The organism is Qipengyuania aurantiaca (genome assembly GCF_019711375.1).
In the GTDB taxonomy this organism is placed as follows: domain Bacteria; phylum Pseudomonadota; class Alphaproteobacteria; order Sphingomonadales; family Sphingomonadaceae; genus Qipengyuania; species Qipengyuania aurantiaca.
Genome location: NZ_CP081295.1, coordinates 1,007,364 through 1,029,055, shown reverse-complemented (window position 1 = coordinate 1,029,055; position 21,692 = coordinate 1,007,364). Strand labels below are relative to the sequence as shown.

The following is a 21,692-nucleotide window of genomic DNA, read 5'->3' as shown; positions in this document are numbered from 1 at the left end:
ATGACCTGAAAACCTCGGATCGACGCTATTCGTCCTTCCGCTTACTACTCCGGTCGAGTGCAAGATTGCCGAATTTTCCATCCTGTTATACCTCGGAAAACGTGGACTTGCGGTTTGTGATTTAGTCGACTAATACACCGCTTGAATAGAATTTTGGCGCCGGATGGGGCAAGAACAATGACGTATGAGTCCGAAATCAAGGCTTCCGGGGGCGAAGCCAGCAGCGTGCATCTGGACTACGATCCGCCCGAGCGGGGGTCGGCACTTACCCGGCGCCGCCGCGCCATCATCATCGGCGCAATCCTCCTGCTCGCGGCCATTGCCGCCGCCTACGTCCTGCTCACCGCCGGTGCAGAAGAGGAAGAGGCTGATCGCGGCTCGCAGGCTCCGGCGATCACTGTGATCTCGCCGGGCCGCACGACGGTTGAAGGCCAGGTTATCGCCACCGGCGTACTCGCCGCGCGCCGTGAAGCGCCTGTCGGTGTGGTCGGCGAAGGCGGGCGTGTCGTTTCCGTGCCGGTCGATGCCGGTGACTGGGTCCGCCAGGGCCAGGTTCTCGCCGTGATCGATCGTTCGGTCCAGACGCAGCAGGCTCGCGCCGCTTCCGCGCAGGTGCAGGTTGCCCAAGCCGACGCCAATCTTGCCCAGTCGAATCTCGACCGCGCCCTCCAGCTGGTGGAGCGTGGCTTCGTCTCGAAAGCCGATGTCGACCGTCTCACTGCGACGCGCGATGCCGCCGTGGCCCGTGTGCAGGTCGCTCGCGCGCAGGTCGGTGAGCTGCAGGCCCGCAACGCTCGCCTCAACATCGTCGCGCCTTCGGCTGGCCTCGTGCTCGAGCGCAATGTCGAAATTGGTGCAACCGTGTCGGCAGGCTCCGGCCCGCTGTTCCGCATTGCGCGCGGCGGCGAACTCGAAATGCTAGCGCAGGTGGGCGAGGAAGAATTGGCGCGCCTGCGTGCCGGCGTTTCCGCCGAAGTCACGCCGGTGGGTTCCAGCGAAAGTTTTAGTGGCCAAGTTTGGCAGGTCGCCCCCACGATTGACAACCGCACCCGTCAGGGCACGGCGCGCATTGCCCTGTCCTACGATCCCGCACTGCGCCCGGGTGGTTTTGCCACCGCGCGCATCCTGAGCGGCACGACGACCGCGCCGCTCCTTCCGGAAAGCGCCGTCCTCTCGGACGAGAAGGGCAGCTTCGTTTACGTGATCGACTCGGAAAACAAGGCGCAGCGCGTAGCAGTAGAAACGGGCATCGTGACCAGCGAAGGCATCGTCATCCAGAGCGGTATCAACGGCACGGAGAAGATCGTGCTGCAGGCCGGCGGCTTCCTCACCGAAGGCGAAACGGTCAACCCGCGCCCGCTGGGCAAGTGACGGGGGTCCCGCGATGAACTTCCAGAACATTTCCGCCTGGTCGATCCGCAACCCGGTCATTCCGCTGGTTGCCTTCACCGCGCTGTTACTGGCCGGCATCCTCAGCTTTGCGCGGATGGACGTGGTCAACAATCCGGATATCGATTTCCCGGCCGTCAACGTCACGATCTCGCAGCCCGGCGCCGCGCCGACCGAGATCGAGAACCAGATTACGCAGCGCGTGGAATCGGCGGTGCGCGCTGTCAACGGGGTGAACAAGATCACCTCGACCGCGCGCGAAGGAAGTTCGAACACCTTCATCGAATTCGAAATCGGCACCGACACCAACAACGCGGTCGCCGAGGTCAAGAACGCTATCGACGGCGTGCGTTCGAGCCTGCCTGACGGCATCCTCGAGCCGCGCATCGAAAAGGTGAACATCGCCGGGGGCTTCCTCGGCATCTACGCCGTCGAAGCCAGCGACATGACGCTCGAACAGCTCAGCTGGTTCATCGACGATGCGGTTGCCAAGCGCCTGCTCTCGATCGAAGGCATGGCCGAAGCGGGCCGGTTCGGCGGCGTCGACCGCGAGATTGAGGTCACCCTCGACCTTGCCAAGATGCAGGCTTTCGGCGTCACCGCGAGCGAGATCAACCAGGTCCTGCGCCGCGACAATCTCGACGCTGCGGGCGGGATGGCCGAAGTGGGCGGTACCCGCCAGTCGGTTCGCGTGCTCGGCAATACCGAAACCGCTTATGAGCTGTCGCAACGCCAGATCCGCCTTGCTAATGGCACGACGCTCAAGCTGGGCGACGTTGCGACTGTTCGCGACGGCAATTCCGAGAAGCGCACCATTTCGAAGGTCCGCGACAAGGAGGTCGTCAATTTCTACATGAGCCGGGCCAAGGGCGCCTCGGACGTGACCGTTTTCGCCGACGCGCAGGAGCTGATCGCGACGATCGAGGCGGAGAATCCCGACGTCCGCTTCATCCAGCTGTTCAATACGGTCAAATACACGAAGGACCAGTATTCCAGCTCGATCGCGGCCATGATCGAGGGGGCGATCCTCGCTGTTGTGGTCGTCTTCTTCTTCCTGCGCGACTGGCGGGCGACCTTCATTTCCGCGGTCGCCATTCCCCTCTCCGCGATCCCGGCCTTTTGGTTCATGGATTTGCTGGGCTTCAACCTCAACCAGATGTCCCTGCTTGCCCTTGGTCTGGTCGCGGGTGTGCTGGTCGATGATGCGATTGTGGAGATCGAGAATATCGTCAGACACATGCGCATGGGCAAGACCGCCTATCAGGCATCCATCGACGCGGCCGACGAAATCGGCCTGCCGGTGGTGGCAACGAGTTTCTGCATCGTCGCGGTCTTTCTCCCGGTCGGCCTGATGCCCGGCGTGACGGGGCAGTTCTTCAAGAATTTCGGCCTTACCGTCGTCGTCGCGGTGCTGATGAGCCTTGCTGTCGCTCGTATGATTACCCCGATGCTCGCAGCCTATTTCCTCGAAGCCAAGGGTCACGCCGAGCATGGTGAAGGAAAATGGATGGACCGCTACATGAGCGTCCTTCACTGGTCGCTCGAGCGCGGGAAGATGCACGCGCGCCGTGACGGTTTGCCCGGACCGAAATATCGCTGGCTTTATGTCATTTCGCTTTTCCTGATTGTCCTCGCTCTCCTGGGCATTTCGGGTGCAGGTGTATTCATGACCTTCGGGGCGATCGACGGCCTCAATGTGCCCAAAACACTTGCGGATGCCGTGGCCAGCGAGGAAAGTTTCTTCCATGCAATCGTGATGCGTCCGTTGCAGCTCATCCAGCTAGCAGTCGCAACGGCCGCCGGTTTCGCGCTTGTCTTCCTCTTCCTCAAGCTGCTCGGCCTGATCACTCGTATTTTCGGCCAGCGTCTTGCTCAGACCTGGCGCTATCTCGAGGCGCGTTTCTACGATCATCGCGTGTGGATGCTTGGCCTCGGTTGGTTCTCCTTCCTGCTGACGATCCTGCTGTTCGGCCAGACCCCGTTCCAGTTCAATCCGGAGGTCGACAGCGACAATTCGCAGGTGCGGATCGAAATGGTGCCAGGCACCACGCTCGAATCGACCGAACGGGTCGCCGATCGTGTGGCAGGCCTGCTTTACGAGCAGCAGGAAGTCGATCTTGTGCTCGAACGCGTGAATGAAGGCGACGCAACGCTCTACATCACTCTTGCAAAGGATCGTGAACGTCCGTCCTACGTCTTCGAACGCGATCTCGCGCCCGAACTGGCCAAGATCCCCGACGCCCGCGTGCGCTGGAATTCGATGAACGGCCCGGGCGGCGGAGGCAGCGGCCGCGATCTCACGATCATGCTAGCTGGGTCCGATCCGGTCCTGCTCAACGCCACCGCCTCGGCGCTGGTCGAGGAGATGAAGGATCTGGATTCGGTGGTTGCGCCGCGCATCACCGCCGATGTGCCGCGCCCGGAAATCATCATCCGTCCGCGTCCCGAGCTGATGGCGGACCTTGGTGTCTCGACCGCTTCGGTCAGCCAGGCAATCCGGATCGCGACCATGGGCGAAATTGAGCAAAACGCGGCGAAATTCTCGCTGTCCGATCGGCAGATCCCGATCACCGTTCGCCTGCCCGAGGCCGCGCGCGAGGACATTACAACCATTCGCAACCTGCCGGTACCGACCGCCAATGGCAGCTCGGTCCCGCTGGGCCGTATCGCCGACATCAGCTTCGGCTCGGGTCCGACGACGATCCAGCGTTACAACCAGAACCGCCGCGTCTTCATCGGCGCCGACCTGGCCAGCGGCGTGCTGCGCGGCAACGCGATGGAGCAGATCAACGCCCTGCCTACTCTCACCAACCTGCCGCAGGGCGTGATCCGCGACCAGGTGGGCGAGGACGAATTGCAGCAGGAATTGCTCGACAACTTCGGTATCGCGCTGATGGCGGGCATTCTGCTGGTCTTCGCGGTGCTGGTGCTCCTTTACAAGCGCGTGATGAGTCCCCTGGTCAATATGACCTCGCTGGCCCTCGCGCCGCTGGGCGGGATCTTCCTCGTCTGGATCGTGGGGCAACCCTTGTCCTTCCCGGTCCTCATCGGGGTCCTGCTGTTGCTCGGTATCGTCTCGAAGAACTCGATCCTGCTGATCGACTTCGCCATCGAGGAGATGGAGCGCGGCACCCGCAAGATCGACGCGATCATCGACGCGGGGCACAAGCGTGCGCAGCCAATCGTCATGACCACGGTCGCGATGACTGCAGGGATGGTCCCGACCGCGCTCAGCCTTTCGGGCGATGGCGCCTGGCGCGCGCCGATGGGCACGGTGGTGATCGGGGGGCTGATCCTCTCGACGCTTCTCACGCTGCTGATCGTGCCGGCTGGCTTCAGCCTCGCCGACGGCTTCGAAAAGCGCATCGGACCGTGGATGCGGAACAAGTTCCTCACCTATCGCCCCGGCGACGAGGACCGCAAGGTTACGGCTTCCGGATCACAGCCCGGGATCGAACCGGCGGAGTAAGCGTCGCCTAGGATATGGCGGGCACTTCGCAAACACCGGTATCCTTGGGCGGCGCTCCGCTCTCGCCCGACCGTGCGCGCATTATGCGCCACACAGCAACGGGCATGCTGGTGCTGATGGCGGCAATCTTCATCGCCTCGGGTCGCTGGCTCGAGGCGCATCCCGCCTGGGGCTACGTCCACGCCTTTGCCGAAGCGGCGATGGTGGGCGGCCTGGCTGATTGGTTCGCCGTGACCGCTCTGTTCCGCCGTCCGCTCGGGCTGCCCATCCCGCACACCGCGATCATCCCGGAAAACAAGGACCGCATAGCCGACACCATGGCGGGCTTCCTGCGCGAGAATTTCCTCACGCCGCAGGTCGTCGCGCGCAGGATGGGGGCGATGAACCTCGCCGGCGCGGTGGGCAGCTACCTCGCCGATCCCAAGGCCTCGCGCGATTCACGGGTGCGCGTCGGGGCGGGCGAGCTGGCGGTGGAGGTCCTGGAATCGCTCGATCCCGAACGGCTCGGCACCCAAGTGCGCGCCGGGCTCGCCTCGCAGATCGAGAAGCTGGAAATCTCTCCGCTCCTCGGCAGCATGCTGGAGGCGATGATCGAGGATGGGCGGCATACGATCCTGATCGACAAGATCATTCGCTGGGCTGGCCTCGTGCTCGAAGACAACGAGGAAATGGTCCGCGAAATGGTGCACCGCCGCGCCAACGCGGTCTTGCGCTTCACCGGCCTCGACGAGCGGCTGGCCAATTCGGTGATCGACGGTCTCTACAAGCTGCTCGCCGAAGTGCTGGTGGATCCTGAGCATCCCTTGCGCGACAAGATCGAGGAAGGGCTCGAAGAGCTCGCCAAGGGCCTGCGCGAAGACCCGGAAATGCAGGCCAAGGTCGAGCGGATGAAGGTCGAGCTTCTCAACAACCCCGCCATCGCCAGCTGGTGGCAATCGGTGTGGGAGCGTATCCGCGCCCGCCTCATCCGGTCGATCCGTGAAAGCGGCGGCACGGGCGGAGGCTATCTGGGCGAGACGCTGGCCGAGCTGGGCGGCGCGCTGAGCGACGACATCCGCCTCCAGCAACAAGTCAACCGCTTCGCCCGTCGCACGGCCGTGGGCATCGCCACACGCTACGGCGACCAGATTGTCCAGCTGGTAAGCGAAACCGTGCGCCGCTGGGACGCGACCACGCTGACGGACCGCGTCGAAAGCGCGGTGGGCCGCGACCTGCAATTCATCCGCATCAACGGCACGTTGGTTGGCGGACTGGTTGGCTTAACCCTTCACGGTCTGATGGAACTCTTCGCCTAGGGTATGCGGTATACGATCCGGTTGGTCAGATAGGCCCGGATGGGCTGGCCCGTCTTGTCGCGTGCAGGCTCGATCCGGGCGTAGCGCTCGAAGGAAGTGCAGGGATGGCCGCCCAGCTCGAACTTATCCGCCACCGTCTGGCTGAGAAGCACGCAATTCTCAATCTGCCCTTGCGTATCGATGGTCATGCGAATGTGGAAGTCCGCCTGCGCTCCGCGGCGAAGGGCGGAATTGGGATAGTGCTCGGCTACCTCGCGCGTGACCTGCGGCATGTTCGAGACCTCGGGCGGGCTGGCGATGCGACGCTGCTCTTCGAGATCGAAGCCCCAGAATTCGACCAGGTTCTCCATGCACACGTTCAGCGCGGCAAGAGGACCTTCGAGCGAACCGAGCCGGAGCCGCACCGGCGTGCGCCCGCGCTGGCTCACCGTCAGCCATTCGATACCGACCGCACCCTTTGCATCGAGAGCGGGCAGGCCAAGTGGATTGACGAGATAGTCGCGCTCTTGATCCTCTTCATCGCCGAGAGGGTCTCCCGTAACGAAACCGCTCGAACTCTGCACGGCGTTACCGAATTCGCCGAAGGAGGAGCCCAGAAGCTCGAATTCTCCTGCGTCGCCGCCATTGCCGAATTCATATTCCGTAGCGCGGCCGTTACGGTATTTTTCCAGGGCCGGTCCGGCCAAAGTCCATTGCGCCGTCGTGGAAGGGTCCCATTGGTCGATCAGGAAGATCGTCTGGTTCTCGCCCTCGCCAAACAGCCGAGCAATACGGCACTTGTGCTCGCCCATGTCGAGGTTCCAAGGGCTGGAGGGTTGGAGCACTATCAGCGTCGGATCATCATTCGCTGCAGCCGACTGGGGCGCGACGATGGAAATTGCCGCGAGCAAAGACGGCAGTGATTTGGCAAGCGACCACATAGAAAAACCCCTCCGAACCAGTAACAGTTCGAAGGGGTCTGAATTAAAAGCAGTATCGGGTCAAAGCTTTTCGGTCAGCTCCGGCACGATCTTATAGAGATCGCCGACGATGCCGATGTCCGCGACCTGGAAGATCGGGGCGTCTTCATCCTTGTTGATCGCGATGATCGTCTTGGAATCCTTCATACCGGCCAAGTGCTGGATCGCGCCGGAGATGCCGATGGCGAAATAGACTTCCGGAGCGACGATCTTGCCGGTCTGACCGACCTGGTAATCGTTCGGCACATAGCCCGCATCGACCGCGGCGCGGCTGGCACCGATGCCGGCGCCAAGCTTGTCGGCGAGCGGGGTGATGACCTGCTCGAAGGTCTCCGCGTCCTTCAGCGCGCGGCCACCCGAAACGATGACCTTGGCGCTGGTCAGTTCGGGGCGGTCGCTCTCGGCGATTTCCTCGCTGACGAAGCTGGAGATGCCCGCGTCGGCAGGGCCGGAGATTTCTTCGATCGTGCCCGAACCGCCTTCGGTTGCGGCCTTTTCGAAGGCCGTGCCGCGCACGGTGATGACAAGCTTTTCGTCCGAACTTTCGACCGTGGCGATCGCGTTGCCGGCGTAGATCGGACGGGTGAAGGTCTTGTCGTCTTCGACCGAGAGAATGTCCGAAATCTGCATCACGTCGAGCTGGGCGGCGACGCGCGGGGCGATGTTCTTGCCCGTGGTGGTGGCCGGCGCGACGAAGGCGTCGTGATGGCCCATCTGGTCGGCGATCAGCGGCGCGACGTTCTCGGCGAGCGCGTGCTCGTACGCGGCGTCGTCGGCGAGGTGGACCTTGCCCACGCCCGCGATCTTGGCGGCTTCGTCGGCCACCGCGCGGCAGCCCGAGCCCGCCACGATCAGGTGGACTTCGCCCAGCTTCGAAGCAGCGGTCACCGCGGCCAGCGTGGCATCGGCGACGGTCTTGTTGTCATGTTCGACCCAAACGAGGGTTTTCATAGCTTTCGTTCCTTCTCGTCCGTGGGGCTTCAGGCGATGCCGAGCGCTTTGATCTTGGCGACCAGCGCATCGACGTCTTCGACCTTCTCACCCGCCTGGCGGACCGGCGGTTCGGAGACGTTGGTGGTCTTGAGGCGTGGCGCGGTGTCGACGCCGTAATCGGCCGGGCTCTTGGTATCGAGCGGCTTCTTCTTCGCCTTCATGATGTTCGGGAGCGACGCGTAGCGCGGCTCGTTCAGGCGCAGGTCGGTGGTGACGATGGCGGGCATGGTCAGCTTGACCGTCTGGAGGCCGCCGTCGACCTCGCGCTTCACGGTGACGCTGTCGCCGTCGACTTCGACCGTGTTGGCGAAGGTGCCCTGGGGGCGGCCCATCAGGGCGGCGAGCATCTGGCCGGTCTGGTTCGAATCGTCGTCGATCGCCTGCTTGCCGAGCATCACGATGCCCGGGTTCTCTTCCTCGGCAATGGCCTTGAGGATCTTGGCGACGGCGAGCGGTTCGACTTCGTCATCGGTTTCGACGAGGATTGCGCGGTCGGCGCCCATGGCGAGCGCGGTGCGCAGCGTTTCCTGCGCCTTTGCCGGGCCGATGGAGACCGCAACGATTTCTTCCGCCTTGCCGGCCTCCTTGATGCGAATGGCCTCTTCGACGGCGATTTCGTCGAAGGGGTTCATGCTCATCTTGACGTTGGCGAGGTCCACGCCCGAGCCATCGGCCTTCACGCGCGGTTTGACGTTGTAATCGATCACCCGCTTGACGGGGACGAGGATTTTCATGGGTGTACCTTCCTCTCGATAAGAAACTGTGGCGCCCGCCTAGCTTGCGTTTACGTAAACGTCAAGTTGCGCTGGGCGCTATATCGTGACCCTTCGCACCGCCCCTTGCCCGCAGGAAAGCTGAGGTCAAGCGGCGTCGGGCCGTTCATCTTTACTATGGACGGGGCGGCGAATAGTTTCAGGTGAACGGCAGGAGGTTTGCGATGCGCGGTTGGATGATGCTTTCAGCGGTATTGGCCTTGTTTCGAGCCCGCTGGCTGCGCAGGAGACGCGGGTGGCGCCCGAAGACTACGTGCCTCCGCCCGCCACCCTCGAACAGATGGACTGGCTGGTCGGGCAATGGACCGGCACCGGGATCGGCGGCGCGCCTGCGATGGAAAGCTGGCTACCCCCGAGCGGCAACACGATGGTCGGAACTTTCGTGCAGGAAACCGCCGAGGGCGGCATCCGCTTCACCGAGCATCTCTATCTGATGGAGGAAGAGGGCACGCTGGTGCTGCGGCTCAAGCACTTCAACGCCGACCTCACCGGGTGGGAGGAGAAGGACGGCACGCTGACCTTCCGCCTGATCGCGGTGGAGGAGTGTGCCGCCTATTTCCGCTCGCTGACGCTCAGGTGCGATGGAGAAAACGGACTGCTCGCCGCCGTGCGGATGAAGAGTGAAGGCGACGAGATCAACGAACTGATTTTCCGCTTCAAACGGATGGGAGAGTCGGCGTCCGACGGACAGATCGTATCGAACCCAAACCAATGTGAAGGGTCTACTCGCGAGTTGAACCGGTGTTTTGCCGGTCTCTTGAATCACGCGGATGATGAACGCCTCCGCTACTTCAAAGCTGCATTGGCCAGGGCATCTGAACGGAGCCAATCCGGTTACGTGCCTGCAGCGGGGCTCGAGGATGGCATGAGGGCGAGCGAAAGAGCGTTCGAAGTCTATCGCAATGCAGAATGTGGCCTGATAGTCGCTCGGGAAATGGGTTCGATCAGGACCATCGAGATGCTTGCCTGCATGCGGGACCTGACCCAACAGCGAACGCGTGCGATTTGGCAGAACTGGCTGACCTACCCGGATGGGAAGTCGCCTGCCCTGCCTGAGCCACAGCCGACCCCCTGACAAGCAAAGGCCGCGCCAGCATGAAGCTGGCACGGCCTTCGTATTTGATCGGCAAGGAGGCTTACGCCGCCTTCTTGACCTCGGCCACGATCTTGCGGGCGGCGTCGCCCAGATCGTCTGCCGGAACGATCGGCAGGCCCGAGTTGGCGAGGATTTCCTTGCCCTTCTCGACATTGGTGCCTTCGAGGCGAACCACCAGCGGCACGTCCAGGTCGACTTCCTTCGCCGCAACCACGATGCCTTCCGCGATCGTGTCGCAACGCATGATGCCGCCGAAGATGTTGACGAGGATACCCTCGACTGCCGGGTCCTTGAGGATGATTTTGAACGCTGCGGTGACCTTCTCGGTCGTCGCACCGCCGCCCACGTCGAGGAAGTTGGCCGGAAAGGCGCCGTTCAGCTTGATGATGTCCATCGTCGCCATGGCGAGGCCTGCGCCGTTGACCATGCAGCCGATGTTGCCGTCGAGCTTGATGTAGGCGAGGTCGTATTCGGATGCTTCGACTTCAGCCGGGTCTTCCTCGGTCTCGTCGCGCATCGCTTCCACGTCCTTGTGGCGGTAGAGCGAATTGCCGTCGAAGCTCATTTTGGTGTCGAGGACGAGGAGGTTGCCTTCCTTGTCTTCCACCAGCGGGTTGATCTCGAGCATTTCCATGTCGAGGTCCATGAAGGCGGTGTAGAGCTGCTTGGCGAGCTTCTGTGCCTGCTTGTTGGTGTCGCCCGTCAGCTTGAGCGCGAAAGCCACCGCGCGTCCGTGGTGGGGCATGAAGCCCTGCGCCGGGTCGATGGTGATGGTGGTGATCTTCTCGGGCGTCTCATGCGCGACGTCCTCGATGTCCATGCCGCCTTCGGTCGAAGCGATCATCGCGACCTGGCCGGTGGCGCGGTCGACCAGCATGGAGAGGTAGTATTCCTTTTCGATGTCGACACCATCGGTGACATAGAGGCGATTGACCTGCTTGCCTTCGTCGCCGGTCTGGATGGTCACCAGCGTGTTGCCGAGCATTTCCTTGGCGTTGGCTTCGACGTCCTCGATGCTTTGCGAGAGGCGGACGCCACCCTTGGCATCGGGGCCCAGTTCCTTGAACTTGCCCTTGCCTCGGCCACCGGCGTGGATCTGCGCCTTCACGACATAGAGCGGCCCGGGAAGCTGTTTCGCGCCTTCGACAGCCTCTTCGACGGTCATTGCTGCGTGTCCTGCGGGAACGGCGATGCCGTATTTCGCGAGGAGTTCCTTGGCCTGATATTCGTGGATGTTCATGTCGGTCGCTATTCCTTCGCGCGAGGCCGCGCGTTTGGGGGGTAGGGAGTCGATGCGCGCATAAGCATACGTAGGCCTTCTTGAAAAGAGCCGGATTCGGGTGCAGGGCGCTGGCGACTTCCATGATCGACAGTAAACGCCTCGAATCCATCGTCGCTCACGCCGGCGAGATCGCCCTTGGCCTGTGGCCCGGGGCGGGCGCCGAGCTGCAATCCTGGGAAAAATCTCCCGGCAGCCCGGTGTGCGAGGCGGACCTCGCGGTGGACGCTTTCCTCAAGCGCGAACTGGGCGCCCTGCTGCCCTCCGCCGGCTGGCTGTCGGAAGAGACCGCCGACGATCCGATCCGGCTCGAGCACAACCTGATCTGGATGGTCGATCCCGTCGACGGCACGCGCGATTTCATCCGCGGGCGCAAGGGTTGGGCGGTTTCGGTCGCGCTGATCAGCAACGGGCGGCCTCTGATCGGCTCGCTCTGCGCCCCGGCGCGCGGCGAGGTCTGGCACGCGGTGGCGGGGCAGGGGGCGACTCGCAACGGCGAAAAGCTCGCCGCCTCCACGCGCGCTGAATTTGCCGGTGCCCGCGTGCCTGCTGCCGACCTGATGAAGCAGGACCGGATGCTGACCAAGGTCGACCAGCCCAACTCGATTGCGCTGCGCATCGCCATGGTCGCCGCCGACGAAGCCGACCTCGTGGCGACGCTGCGCTGGGGCTTCGAATGGGATATCGCCGCCGCCGGGCTCATCGCGCGCGAAGCGGGGGCGGCGGTGTCGGACAGTTTCGGCCGCAAGCTCGATTACAACAAGCGCGACCCGCGTGCCTTCGGCGTGGTCGCCAGCTCCCCTGCCATCCACCAGGCGACGATCGATCACCTGGCAGAGCGTGCCGCAAAGGTCTCCGCCCAATAAAAAGGGCCGGGCTTGCGCCCGACCCTTCTTCTGCGACAGTCCCGAAGAACTCTTTGGCGAAGCAACCTATTGGTTTGCCTGCGCCGCTTCCACATCCTGCTGGTCGAACGGGATGATCTTGATTTCGACGCGGCGGTTCAGCGGCTCATTCACGCCGTCGCCGGTCTTGACCTTCAGGTGTTCGTACTGCTCGCCATAGCCCTGCCAGCGGATGCGCGAGGAACTCACGCCGCGGCTGATAAGGTAGTTGGCAACCGCCTGCGCGCGCTGTTCGGACAGGCGCTGGTTCAGTTCGGTCGAGCCGGTGGTGTCGGTGTAGCCATAGACGTCGATCAGGCTGTTCGGATACTGGACCATGCTCGCCGCGACATTGTCGAGCGTGGCGCGGAAGGCCGAGTTGATCGTCGCGCTGCCGGTGGCGAAGGTCACGCCGTCGGGCAGGTTCACGAGGATGGCCTCGCCGCCGTCCGTTTCCGTGACGTCCACGCCGGAACCGGCGGTCTGCTCCTTCAGCTCCTTGATCTGCTGGTCCATGCGATAGCCGACATAGCCGCCTGCCGCGCCGCCGGCAGCTGCGCCGATGATGCGTCCGGTCTTGCCGCCGATGACGCCGCCCAGAAGGCCGCCTGCCACTGCGCCGCCGACACCGCCGAGGACGGTGCGCGAAACCTTGCGCTCACCCGTGTTGGGGTCGGTCACACAGGCTGAAGTGCCCAGAAGGGCGATCGAGGAGAGGCCTGCGAGCAAAAAGCGTGATTTTTTCATATGTTCTGTTCCCTTTTATCGAGCCGGGTTTTGGCGGAGCGCTCCAGCCCCTCCCATGCCCGGTTGCGGTGGGACGCACCCACCGGCGTCTCTAGAAGGGTCAAACCACTCAAAGCACGCAGTGTTCCGAGAGACGCTGGCAGAGCCGGTCTTTTGTGCTAGCGGGGGTGCGTGACACCCTTTCCCTGGACCGACCTTCTCATCATCGCCGGGCTGATCCTGCTCAACGGCATCTTTGCCATGAGCGAGCTCGCCATCGTTTCCGCGCGCACCGGCCGGCTGCGTTCGGCTGCCAACCAGGGGAGCTCGGGCGCGAAGACCGCGATCGACCTTGCCGCGGACCCGGGCAAGTTCCTCTCGACCGTGCAGATCGGCATCACGCTGGTGGGCATCGTGGCGGGCGCCTATTCGGGTGCGAGCCTTGGTGGTCCGGTCGGCGAGCGGCTCGAAGCCATCGGTGTGCCGTCCGACTGGGCGGATCAGGCAGGCTTCGCGCTGGTCATCGCGCTCACCACCTATTTCAGCCTCGTGGTCGGCGAGCTCGTACCCAAGCAGGTCGCCCTGCGCGCCGCCGTGCCGATCGCCATCGCCATGTCGCGCCCCATGGCGCTGCTCGCCAAGGTCGCTGCGCCGCTGGTCTGGCTGCTCGACGCGTCCTCGGGCGCGCTGATCCGCCTGCTCGGCGTCAAGCCGGCGGGCCAGAGCGCCGTGACGGCGGAAGAGCTCCACATGCTCTTCGCCGAGGCCACCCGGACGGGCATCATCGAGACCGAGCAGCACCAGATGCTCGCCGGTGTCGTGCGGCTTGCCGAGCGTCCCGTGCGCGAAGTTATGACGCCGCGCACCGATCTCGACTGGATCGATGTCAACGCCAACGAAGAAGCGATTCGCGCGCTGCTGGAAGAAAGCCCACACTCGGTCTGGCCGGTGGCGGACGGCACGCCCGACAAGGTCATGGGCCTCGTGCGCGTGCGCGAAGTTCTGGGTGCCTTGCTGGCGGGCGAGGGCGTCCGGCTCGAACAGCTGATGACCAAGGCCGAGGTCGTGCCCGACCAGCTCGATGCAGTCGACGCGCTACGCGTGCTGCAGCAGGCCGATATCGCCATGGCGATGGTGCATGACGAATACGGCCATCTCGACGGTATCGTGACCCCGGTCGACCTGCTCACCGCGCTGGTGGGCGATTTCGCGAGCGACCAGGACCCGGACGATACGCCCGGCATCGTCGAGCGCGAGGACGGCTCGCTGCTGGTCGCCGGTTCGCTCAGCGCCGATGCGCTCGCCGACCGACTGGGCCTCGACTACGGCGACGACCGCGAATTCGCCACGGTGGCGGGCTTCTGCCTCGCCGTGATGAAGAAGCTACCCGTCGAAGGCGAATGGTTCGAGGAACAGGGCTGGCGCTTCGAAGTGATCGACCTCGACGAACGCCGTATCGACAAGGTGCTGGTGAGCGCGGTCGGACCCGCAAAGGACGAGGACGTCTCGGGAGACTGAGATTTCTTGTTTTTCGAACCCGCCTCCGCGGAGTCGTCCTCGCTAGATGTGCGGCAAGCCGCACCCGCTGCGGGCGGCCGGTCGGCCTTGCGGGCTGCTAGGCGCAGCCCGAACCATCGCCAACTAATTAGGTTTTATCTTGGTCGCGGCAGCCAAAGCGCGACCGCGCGCCCGCAGGTGCTCGACGCGGTCACGCGTCGAAACAACACCGAGGATGAGCCCGCGGAGGCGGGCTCCCAAAACAAGAAAAAGTAATTGCGGGCGTCAGCCCGGAATTACGACCTGCGCCGTAGCACCGTCGCCTTCGGGGGCGGCGATGATGTCGCGGGTCACGCGGCCCTTGGCGACCGTGTTGGTGCCTTCCGAGCCGACCTGGCTGCGGATGCCGGGTTCGGCCACGCCCGCGCGGTCAAGCGCGCTGGTTTCCACCGCGCTGCGTTGGGCCGGGCCGCCGAAGAGTGCTTCGAGCGTCTGTTCGGCAGCTGAACCTTCGGCCGGGCGCGGGGCGCCGGGTGCGGGCGGCACGAGGTTGAAATCGGGCGGGACCACCAGCGGTGCTTGGCGCTGCACGGCGAATTCGTCCGGACGGTCACGGTTGAGGAAACCGCCGCCGCCACAGGCTGCGAGCAGGCTGGAAGTGGCGCCGAGAAGGGCGATACGGGCGATGGTGTTCATTTCGTATTCTCCGCGGCGTCTGCCGGCTTGCCTTGCATGAGGTCGTCGACCTCGTCTTCGTCCTTGTCGCGCATGAAGAAGGCGCGAGCAAGGATAATGAGGACGCCGATGGTGATAGCGGCATCGGCGACGTTGAAAATGAGGAAGGGGCGGAAATCCCCGAAATGGAGGTCGGCGTAGTCGATGACATAGCCGAGCTCGTAGCGATCCTTGATATTGCCCAGCGCGCCGCCGAGGATCATCGACAGGCCGAGGATGTCGCCAAAGGCCTTCTCGCGGAACATCCAGATGGTGACGACCAGCGCGATCAGCGCGGTCACGCCGACGAGGATCCAGCGCGATTCGAAGCTGTCCGCCTCGAACATGCCCATCGACACGCCGAAATTCTGCGTCCAGCGCAGGTCGAAAAAGGGCAGCAGTTCGATCACGCGGACCTGCCGCAATTGCAGCGGGGCGACCATCAGCCATTTGACCCACTGGTCGACCGCGTAGATCGCAAAGGCGATGACGACGCCGATCAGGCGCAGTTTCAGGAGCGGGTTCATTCTGCTGCGTCCAATTGGGCGACGACCGGTTCGCAGCGGTCGCACAGCGCGCCGTCTTCCTCAACGGAAGGCAGCAGGCGCCAGCAGCGGCCGCACTTGTTTTCGTCGGTGCGCGAGACAGTCACCGTGTCGCTCTGCCCACGCGTCACTGACGCGGTGATGAACAGTTCGGCGAGATCTTCGTCGCTGAAGCCTTCGGGCACCGCGCTGGCCGGGACCACCACATCGGCTTCGAGGCTGGAGCGGATGGTCTTGTCGCGGCGCAGCGGCTCGATCGCCTCGGTGACGCGCTCGCGAAGTGCGCGCAGGGCGTCCCAGCGCGCGCCGTCGGCGGTGACACCGGGGACCGGCGGCCAGTCGAGCAGGTGGACGCTGCCGCCTTCCGGATAGCGCGTGGTCCAGACTTCCTCGGCGGTGAACACCAGCACCGGCGCGGCGTAGCGGACCAGCGCGTGGAACAGGAGGTCGAGCACGGTGCGATAGGCGTTGCGGCGGGTCGAATCCGGACCGTCGCAATAGAGCGTGTCCTTGCGGATATCGAAATAGAAGGCCGACAAATCCTCGTTGCAGAAATCGACAAGCAGGCGCGTGTAGGTGTTGAAGTCGTACTCCTCGAGCGCCTTCTTCAGCTTGCCGTCGAGGTCCGCCAGCAGCGCGAGGATGTAGACCTCCAGCTCGGGAATCTCGCCCGCATCGCCCATATCGCCCACGAACCCGTCGAGCGCGCCGAGGAGGTAGCGGAAGGTGTTGCGCAGGCGGCGGTACTGGTCGCCCACGCCCTTGAGGATTTCATCGCCGATGCGGTGGTCTTCGGTGAAATCGACCGAGAGCGCCCAGAGGCGGATGATGTCCGCGCCGTACTGTTCCATGACCTTCAAGGGATCGATGGTGTTGCCGAGGCTCTTCGACATCTTCTTGCCGTCGCTCGCCATGGTGAAGCCGTGGGTGAGCACTGCGTCATAGGGCGCGCGGCCGCGGGTGGCGGAGCTTTCGAGCAGGCTCGACTGGAACCAGCCGCGATGCTGGTCGCTGCCCTCGAGATAGAGGTCGGCGGGCCAGCGCTGTTCGGGCCAGCGGTCGCCTTCCAATGTGAAGGCGTGGGTGCAGCCCGAATCGAACCAGACATCGAGGATGTCGGTGACCATCTCGAACTCGTTCGGATCGTGATCGGTGCCGAGATATTCGGCCTTGCGGCTTTCGTCCCAGGCGTCGACGCCCTGTTCGCGCACCGCTTCGACCACGCGGGCGTTGACCGCAGGGTCTTGGAGATAGGTGCCGTCGCTGCGGACGAAGAGCGTGATCGGCACGCCCCATGCGCGCTGGCGGGAGAGCACCCAGTCGGGGCGGCCCTCGACCATCGAACCGATGCGGCGGCGGCCCTTTTCGGGATAGAATTTCACCCGCTCGATCTCGCGCATAGCGATCTGTCTGAGCGTCTTCCCCTCGACCGTTCGGGCTGAGCTTGTCGAAGCCCCGTCCTTTTCTTCTTGCGCCACATCAGAAGTGAAGTGCGGCCCTTCGACAGGCTCAGGGCGAACGGACTGGGAGGTGTCTCCCAGATCCTTGTCCATCGGCACGAACCACTGCGGCGTGCAGCGGTAGATGACCTTGGCCTTGGAGCGCCATGAGTGCGGGTAGGAGTGCTGGTAATCGTCGCTGGCCGAAAGCAGCGCGCCTGCTTCGCGCAGGTCCGAACAGATCGGTCCGTCGGGCGCGTTGAAGGCCTTGTTGATCACCGCGCGGCGGCGGTCGTCGCTGCCGCCGAGCCACTCCCAGTCGTCGCGATAGCGCCCGTCGCCCATGACTGCGAAGACCGGCTCGATACCGTGCTCGCGGCAAAGCAGGAAGTCGTCCTCGCCATGGTCGGGCGACATATGGACGAGGCCCGTACCGCTGTCGGTGGTGACGAAATCGCCTGCGAGCAGCGGGCGGGGCTTGGCGTAGAACCCGCCGAGATGGTGCATCGGGTGACGGGCAACGGTTCCGGCTAGGTCGGAGCCTTTGCCCTTCCAAATTATTTTCGGTTCACTCGTGCCGCTCAATTCAGACGGCATGCGTCCGAACATGGTCCCGTTGAGATCCTTGGCGGTCAAATAGCGCCCGTGGACCTTCCATTCTGCGTCATTCCATTCCTCGGGCTTGAGGAATTTTTGAGCAACTCGAACTTCGAACAGCGTATACTCAGCGTCCGGTGAGAAAGCGATCGCCTGGTTCACCGGGATCGTCCACGGCGTGGTCGTCCAGATCACCGCATGCGCGCCCACCAGCTCCTCGATCGGCGATTCCACGATCTCGAACGCCACGTCGATCTGGGTCGAGGTGATGTCCTCGTATTCGACCTCGGCTTCGGCCAGCGCGGTTTCCTCGACCGGCGACCACATCACCGGCTTCGATCCGCGATAGAGGTTTCCGGCTTCGGCGAACTTCATCAGCTCGGCAACGATGGTCGCCTCGCTCTCGAACTGCATGGTGAGATACGGATTGTCGAAATCCGCCATCAGGCCGAGGCGTTTCAATTGTTCGCGCTGAACGTCGACCCATTTCTGCGCATAGGCGCGGCATTCGGCGCGGAATTCGCTGGCCGGAATCGCATTTTTGTCGCGCTTTTTCTTGCGAAACTGTTCCTCGACCTTCCACTCGATCGGCAGGCCGTGGCAGTCCCAGCCCGGCACGAAAGGCGCGTCCTTGCCGAGCAGCGTCTGGCTGCGCACCACCATGTCCTTCAGGATGCGGTTCAGCGCATGGCCGATATGCATGTCGCCATTGGCGTAGGGAGGGCCGTCGTGGAGGATGAACTTCTCGCGGTCCTTGCGGCTCTCGCGCAGCTCTTCGTAGAGGTTTTCTTCCTGCCAGCGCGCAAGGATCTTCGGCTCCTTCTGGGGGAGGCCGGCCTTCATTGGTAAATCGGTCTTGGGAAGGAAGACCGTGTCTCTGTAATCGCGCTGTTCGGACATAGGGTGTGGCCGTTAGGGGATTTGCGCGAAGCAATAAAGTGGAGAGTCGCGCCTGCAACCGACTTCCGTCACCCCGGCCCCTGAGCCGGGGTCCCGCTAAACTTTTGGCGAGGCGCTTTGGATCGAAGAAAAGCGGGACCCCGGATCAAGTCCGGGGTGACGAGGAGAGCAGCCGCCGTGCCTCGTTGCAGTCCTTTTCCATCTGCTCCGTGAGTGCTTCCAGACTGTCGAATTTCGCCTCGCCGCGCAGGAAGTGGTGGAAGGCCACCTCGATTTCTTGGCCATACAGATCGCCGGAGAAATCGAAGAAATAGGGTTCGAGCAATTCCTTGGGCGGTTCGAACTGCGGGCGCACGCCGATATTGGCCGCGCCCTGCAACTCCTGTCCGGTCGAAAGGATGCGCCCTATGACGGCGTAGATGCCGTATTTCGGGCGCAGGTATTGCTCGATCGAGAGGTTGGCGGTGGGATAGCCGATCTCGCGGCCGCGCTTGTCGCCGTGCTGGACCACGCCGCGGATGGCGAAGGGGCGGGTGAGGAGACGCGCGGCTTCCTGCGGATCGCCCTCGCGTAAGGCCTCGCGCACGCGGCTGGAGGACACCGGAGCGCCACCATCCAGCACCGGATCGACCGCGCGCGCCTCGATGCCGACTTCCTTGCCGAGTTCGACCAGCTTCTCGAAATTGCCGCCGCGGGCCTTGCCGAAAGTGAAATCCCCGCCGGTTACGACGCCTTTCACGCCGAGCTTTTCGGCGAGCAGCACGCGGACGAAATCCTCCGCCGTGGTCCCGGCCAGTTCGCCGTCGAAATGGAACACCAGCATGGCGGTGGCGCCAGCGGCGAGATAGAGTTCCTGACGCTGCTCGAGCGTGGTCAGGCGGAAGGGCGCGGCGTCGGGCTTGAAGAAGCGCACCGGATGCGGATCGAAGGTCGCGATGATGGAAGGTCGCCCCTCGGTGCGCGCCCAGTCGATAGCCTCTTTCGCCACCGCTTGGTGGCCGAGATGGAAGCCGTCGAAATTGCCCAGCGCAATGATCGCACCGCGCAGGCTTTCGGGGAGCGGATCGCGGTGGTCGAGGAACCTCACAGGCTCGCCGCCTCCCCGACACGCCGATAGGTGTGGAAGCTGTAGGCGGGGGTTTCGCCATCCGCTTCGAAATCCTCGGTCGCCGCCAGATCCCATTCGGGGCCGAGCGGCGGCATGAAGACATCGCCGTCGAATTCGCGGTGAATTTCGGTCAGTTCAACCTTTTGTGCGAGCGGCATGAAGACATCGAAGATTGCCGCCCCGCCGATGACCGCGATGTCGCCATCGCCCGCCTTCGCCACGGCTTCCTCGACCGAGCGGACCACTTCCGCACCGGTCGAATCCCAGCGCTCCTTGCGGGTGAGCACGATGTGACGGCGTCCGGGGAGGAGGCCGGGCAGGCTCTCAAACGTCTTGCGGCCCATGATCATGGGTTTGCCCATGGTCAGCGCCTTGAAGCGCTTCAAATCGGCCGGCAGGTGCCAAGGCAGGCGGCCCTGTTTGCCGATCGCGCCATTGGCGGCGCGCGCGTAGATCAGGAAGAGGCTCATGCGCGCGTGTCGCGGGAGATCTGGGTGATGTGGCCCATCTTGCGGCCCTCGCTCGCCTCGGCCTTGCCGTAGTCGTGGAGGTGGACGCGCGAATCGCTCAGCTTCGCTGCGGCGCCGTCGATCTCGCTGCCGAGGATATTGCGCATCTCGACCGCGGCGGCGGTGGTGCGCGTATCGCCCAGCGGCAGGCCGGCGACGGCGCGGATGTGGTTCTCGAACTGGCTGGTGGCCGCACCCTCGATCGTCCAGTGGCCGGAATTGTGCACGCGCGGCGCCATCTCGTTGAACACGGGGCCTTCGTGGGTGGCGAAGAATTCCAGCGTCAGCACGCCGACGTATTTGAGCGCATCGGCCACCTTGCGCGCCAGTTCGCGGGCGTGAGCGACATGATGCTCGATCTCGGCCCCCGCCGGATAGCGCGAGGCGGCAAGGATGCCGCTTTCGTGGATGTTGCGGGTCGAATCCCAAAAGCGGATTTCGCCGTCCTGCGTGCGCACGAGGATGACCGAGAATTCCGCGTCGAATTCGACGAAGCCTTCGTAGACGCACGGCACATCGGGCACGCGCAGGGCCTGCGCCTCGCGGACCGACATGATGCGCCACTGGCCCTTGCCGTCATAGCCGTCGCGCCGGGTCTTGAGGATGCCGGGCGCGCCATAACGGTCGACCGCGGTGATGAGGTCGTTTGTGGAATCGACCTTGTCATAGGCCGCGGGCTTGCCGCCAAGCCCTTCGATGAAGCGCTTTTCGGTCAGGCGGTCCTGAGCGGTTTCCAGCGCAATGGGGTCGGGGAAGATCTTCTCGGCCGGGATGGCGCGCGCGGTGGTGACGGGGACGTTCTCGAATTCCCAGGTCACGACATCGCATTGCGCGGCGAAACCGGCGAGCGCGGCTTCATCGTCCCATTCGGCGGTGACGAAGCCGTCGCAGACCGCGCTCATCACATTGTCGCCTTCGGGCGCGTAGCCGATGCAGCGATAGCCGAGCTGTGCGGCGCTCATCGCCATCATCCGGCCCAGCTGGCCGCCGCCGAGGATGCCGATGGTGGAGCCGCGTTTGAGCATCAGTCGGCAGGCCTTTCGGTGACGGCGGCGCTGCGGGCGCTGCGCCAGTCCTTCAGGCGCTGGCCGAGCTCCGCATCGTTATTCGCGAGGATGGCCGCGGCCAGCAGACCGGCGTTGGTCGCCCCGGCCTCGCCGATGGCCAGCGTGCCGACAGGGACGCCGGCGGGCATCTGGACGATGGAGAGCAGGCTGTCCTGCCCCGACAGCGCGCGCGACTGGACCGGGACGCCCAGCACGGGGACATGTGTCAGTGCGGCGATCATGCCCGGCAGATGCGCCGCCCCGCCTGCGCCAGCGATGATGACGTGAAAGCCTTCGCCTTCGGCTGCCTTGGCGAAATCGTACATCCGTTCGGGTGTCCGGTGGGCCGAGACGATGCGCACATCGGTGGCGACGCCCAGTTCCTCCAGCACCTCGGCCGCGCATTTCATGGTCGACCAGTCCGACTGGCTCCCCATGACGATCGCGACCTTTGCTCCTCCCCCTTGCGCCATC

The 21,692-nt window shown here is 64.0% G+C and carries 18 protein-coding genes; 6 read left to right on the top strand and 12 right to left on the bottom strand.

What is annotated here, in order from left to right:
• Positions 1 to 177: 177 nt before the first annotated feature.
• From K3148_RS05010 to K3148_RS05000, 3 genes are all read left to right on the top strand, one after another.
• Positions 178 to 1,371, top strand: coding sequence for an efflux RND transporter periplasmic adaptor subunit (locus K3148_RS05010; RefSeq protein WP_221426216.1), 1,194 nt, complete (start codon positions 178 to 180; stop codon positions 1,369 to 1,371).
• Between the two features lie 13 nt (positions 1,372 to 1,384).
• Complete coding sequence (locus K3148_RS05005) at positions 1,385 to 4,858, top strand: efflux RND transporter permease subunit (RefSeq protein WP_221426215.1); 3,474 nt, start codon at positions 1,385 to 1,387, stop codon at positions 4,856 to 4,858.
• An 83-nt stretch (positions 4,859 to 4,941) separates the two neighbouring features.
• A complete protein-coding gene (locus K3148_RS05000) occupies positions 4,942 to 6,153 on the top strand; it encodes a DUF445 domain-containing protein (protein WP_221426214.1) in 1,212 nt (403 codons plus the stop codon).
• Here K3148_RS05000 and K3148_RS04995 read toward each other — a convergent pair.
• Genes K3148_RS04995 through K3148_RS04985 form a run of 3 tightly spaced genes read right to left on the bottom strand, consistent with a single transcriptional unit; the run spans position 6,150 to position 8,839 of the window.
• The gene (locus K3148_RS04995) at positions 6,150 to 7,073 is read right to left on the bottom strand and encodes an energy transducer TonB (RefSeq protein WP_221426213.1); all 924 of its coding nucleotides are present in this window, start codon (positions 7,071 to 7,073) and stop codon (positions 6,150 to 6,152) included. The two genes, K3148_RS05000 and K3148_RS04995, sit on opposite strands and share 4 nt — an antisense overlap.
• Positions 7,074 to 7,133: 60 nt before the next feature.
• The gene (locus K3148_RS04990; RefSeq protein WP_221426212.1) at positions 7,134 to 8,063 is read right to left on the bottom strand and encodes an electron transfer flavoprotein subunit alpha/FixB family protein; all 930 of its coding nucleotides are present in this window, start codon (positions 8,061 to 8,063) and stop codon (positions 7,134 to 7,136) included.
• Positions 8,064 to 8,092: 29 nt separating this feature from the next.
• A complete protein-coding gene (locus K3148_RS04985; RefSeq protein WP_221426211.1) occupies positions 8,093 to 8,839 on the bottom strand; it encodes an electron transfer flavoprotein subunit beta/FixA family protein in 747 nt (248 codons plus the stop codon).
• Between the two features lie 211 nt (positions 8,840 to 9,050).
• Here K3148_RS04985 and K3148_RS04980 point away from each other — a divergent pair, with 211 nt between their 5' ends.
• Positions 9,051 to 9,953, top strand: coding sequence for a DUF6265 family protein (locus tag K3148_RS04980; protein WP_221426210.1), 903 nt, complete (start codon positions 9,051 to 9,053; stop codon positions 9,951 to 9,953).
• Between the two features lie 61 nt (positions 9,954 to 10,014).
• Here the strand turns inward: K3148_RS04980 and sucC are convergent, their stop codons facing one another.
• Entirely contained in the window at positions 10,015 to 11,214 is a 1,200-nt protein-coding gene (gene sucC / locus K3148_RS04975) for an ADP-forming succinate--CoA ligase subunit beta (RefSeq protein ID WP_221426209.1), read from the bottom strand.
• 122 nt (positions 11,215 to 11,336) lie between these two features.
• On the opposite strand from sucC, the gene K3148_RS04970 reads away from it, so the two are divergent.
• On the top strand, positions 11,337 to 12,119 hold the full coding sequence (locus K3148_RS04970) for a 3'(2'),5'-bisphosphate nucleotidase CysQ (protein ID WP_221426208.1): 783 nt from the start codon (positions 11,337 to 11,339) through the stop codon (positions 12,117 to 12,119).
• A gap of 66 nt (positions 12,120 to 12,185) precedes the next feature.
• Here K3148_RS04970 and K3148_RS04965 read toward each other — a convergent pair whose 3' ends face one another.
• Complete coding sequence (locus tag K3148_RS04965) at positions 12,186 to 12,884, bottom strand: YiaD family glycine zipper/OmpA-like lipoprotein (protein WP_221426207.1); 699 nt, start codon at positions 12,882 to 12,884, stop codon at positions 12,186 to 12,188.
• A gap of 171 nt (positions 12,885 to 13,055) precedes the next feature.
• Here K3148_RS04965 and K3148_RS04960 point away from each other — a divergent pair, with 171 nt between their 5' ends.
• Positions 13,056 to 14,381, top strand: coding sequence for a hemolysin family protein (locus K3148_RS04960; protein WP_221426206.1), 1,326 nt, complete (start codon positions 13,056 to 13,058; stop codon positions 14,379 to 14,381).
• A 264-nt stretch (positions 14,382 to 14,645) separates the two neighbouring features.
• Here K3148_RS04960 and K3148_RS04955 read toward each other — a convergent pair whose 3' ends face one another.
• The 7 genes from K3148_RS04955 to purE form a co-directional block, all read right to left on the bottom strand.
• Positions 14,646 to 15,056: a DUF3035 domain-containing protein gene (locus K3148_RS04955; protein ID WP_221426205.1), complete on the bottom strand. Its 411-nt coding sequence runs from the start codon at positions 15,054 to 15,056 to the stop codon at positions 14,646 to 14,648.
• The gene (gene lspA, locus K3148_RS04950) at positions 15,053 to 15,601 is read right to left on the bottom strand and encodes a signal peptidase II (RefSeq protein ID WP_221426204.1); all 549 of its coding nucleotides are present in this window, start codon (positions 15,599 to 15,601) and stop codon (positions 15,053 to 15,055) included. Before lspA ends, K3148_RS04955 begins: the two co-directional genes overlap by 4 nt.
• Entirely contained in the window at positions 15,598 to 18,555 is a 2,958-nt protein-coding gene (ileS, locus tag K3148_RS04945) for an isoleucine--tRNA ligase (RefSeq protein WP_221426203.1), read from the bottom strand. Before ileS ends, lspA begins: the two co-directional genes overlap by 4 nt.
• A gap of 145 nt (positions 18,556 to 18,700) precedes the next feature.
• Entirely contained in the window at positions 18,701 to 19,642 is a 942-nt protein-coding gene (locus tag K3148_RS04940) for a bifunctional riboflavin kinase/FAD synthetase (RefSeq protein WP_221426202.1), read from the bottom strand.
• Positions 19,639 to 20,133: a dihydrofolate reductase gene (locus tag K3148_RS04935; protein WP_221426201.1), complete on the bottom strand. Its 495-nt coding sequence runs from the start codon at positions 20,131 to 20,133 to the stop codon at positions 19,639 to 19,641. Before K3148_RS04935 ends, K3148_RS04940 begins: the two co-directional genes overlap by 4 nt.
• Positions 20,130 to 21,197: a 5-(carboxyamino)imidazole ribonucleotide synthase gene (locus K3148_RS04930; RefSeq protein WP_221426200.1), complete on the bottom strand. Its 1,068-nt coding sequence runs from the start codon at positions 21,195 to 21,197 to the stop codon at positions 20,130 to 20,132. The genes K3148_RS04935 and K3148_RS04930 overlap by 4 nt, the downstream gene beginning before the upstream one ends.
• Positions 21,197 to 21,691 carry a 5-(carboxyamino)imidazole ribonucleotide mutase gene (gene purE, locus K3148_RS04925; protein WP_221426199.1) on the bottom strand — a complete coding sequence of 165 codons (495 nt, stop codon included), beginning with the start codon at positions 21,689 to 21,691 and terminating at the stop codon, positions 21,197 to 21,199. The genes K3148_RS04930 and purE overlap by 1 nt, the downstream gene beginning before the upstream one ends.
• Position 21,692 lies beyond the last annotated feature (1 nt).

Bases quoted from the DNA above. Each gene is read 5' to 3' on its own strand.
- K3148_RS04935 (WP_221426201.1), bottom strand. From the start codon at position 20,133: ATGAGCCTCTTCCTGATCTACGCGCGCGCCGCCAATGGCGCGATCGGC.
- lspA (WP_221426204.1), bottom strand. From the start codon at position 15,601: ATGAACCCGCTCCTGAAACTGCGCCTGATCGGCGTCGTCATCGCCTTT.
- ileS (WP_221426203.1), bottom strand. From the start codon at position 18,555: ATGTCCGAACAGCGCGATTACAGAGACACGGTCTTCCTTCCCAAGACC.
- K3148_RS04955 (WP_221426205.1), bottom strand. From the start codon at position 15,056: ATGAACACCATCGCCCGTATCGCCCTTCTCGGCGCCACTTCCAGCCTG.
- K3148_RS04930 (WP_221426200.1), bottom strand. From the start codon at position 21,197: ATGCTCAAACGCGGCTCCACCATCGGCATCCTCGGCGGCGGCCAGCTG.
- K3148_RS05000 (WP_221426214.1), top strand. From the start codon at position 4,942: ATGCGCCACACAGCAACGGGCATGCTGGTGCTGATGGCGGCAATCTTC.
- K3148_RS04985 (WP_221426211.1), bottom strand. From the start codon at position 8,839: ATGAAAATCCTCGTCCCCGTCAAGCGGGTGATCGATTACAACGTCAAA.
- K3148_RS04995 (WP_221426213.1), bottom strand. From the start codon at position 7,073: ATGTGGTCGCTTGCCAAATCACTGCCGTCTTTGCTCGCGGCAATTTCC.
- K3148_RS05010 (WP_221426216.1), top strand. From the start codon at position 178: ATGACGTATGAGTCCGAAATCAAGGCTTCCGGGGGCGAAGCCAGCAGC.
- K3148_RS04990 (WP_221426212.1), bottom strand. From the start codon at position 8,063: ATGAAAACCCTCGTTTGGGTCGAACATGACAACAAGACCGTCGCCGAT.
- purE (WP_221426199.1), bottom strand. From the start codon at position 21,691: ATGGCGCAAGGGGGAGGAGCAAAGGTCGCGATCGTCATGGGGAGCCAG.
- K3148_RS04970 (WP_221426208.1), top strand. From the start codon at position 11,337: ATGATCGACAGTAAACGCCTCGAATCCATCGTCGCTCACGCCGGCGAG.
- K3148_RS05005 (WP_221426215.1), top strand. From the start codon at position 1,385: ATGAACTTCCAGAACATTTCCGCCTGGTCGATCCGCAACCCGGTCATT.
- sucC (WP_221426209.1), bottom strand. From the start codon at position 11,214: ATGAACATCCACGAATATCAGGCCAAGGAACTCCTCGCGAAATACGGC.
- K3148_RS04965 (WP_221426207.1), bottom strand. From the start codon at position 12,884: ATGAAAAAATCACGCTTTTTGCTCGCAGGCCTCTCCTCGATCGCCCTT.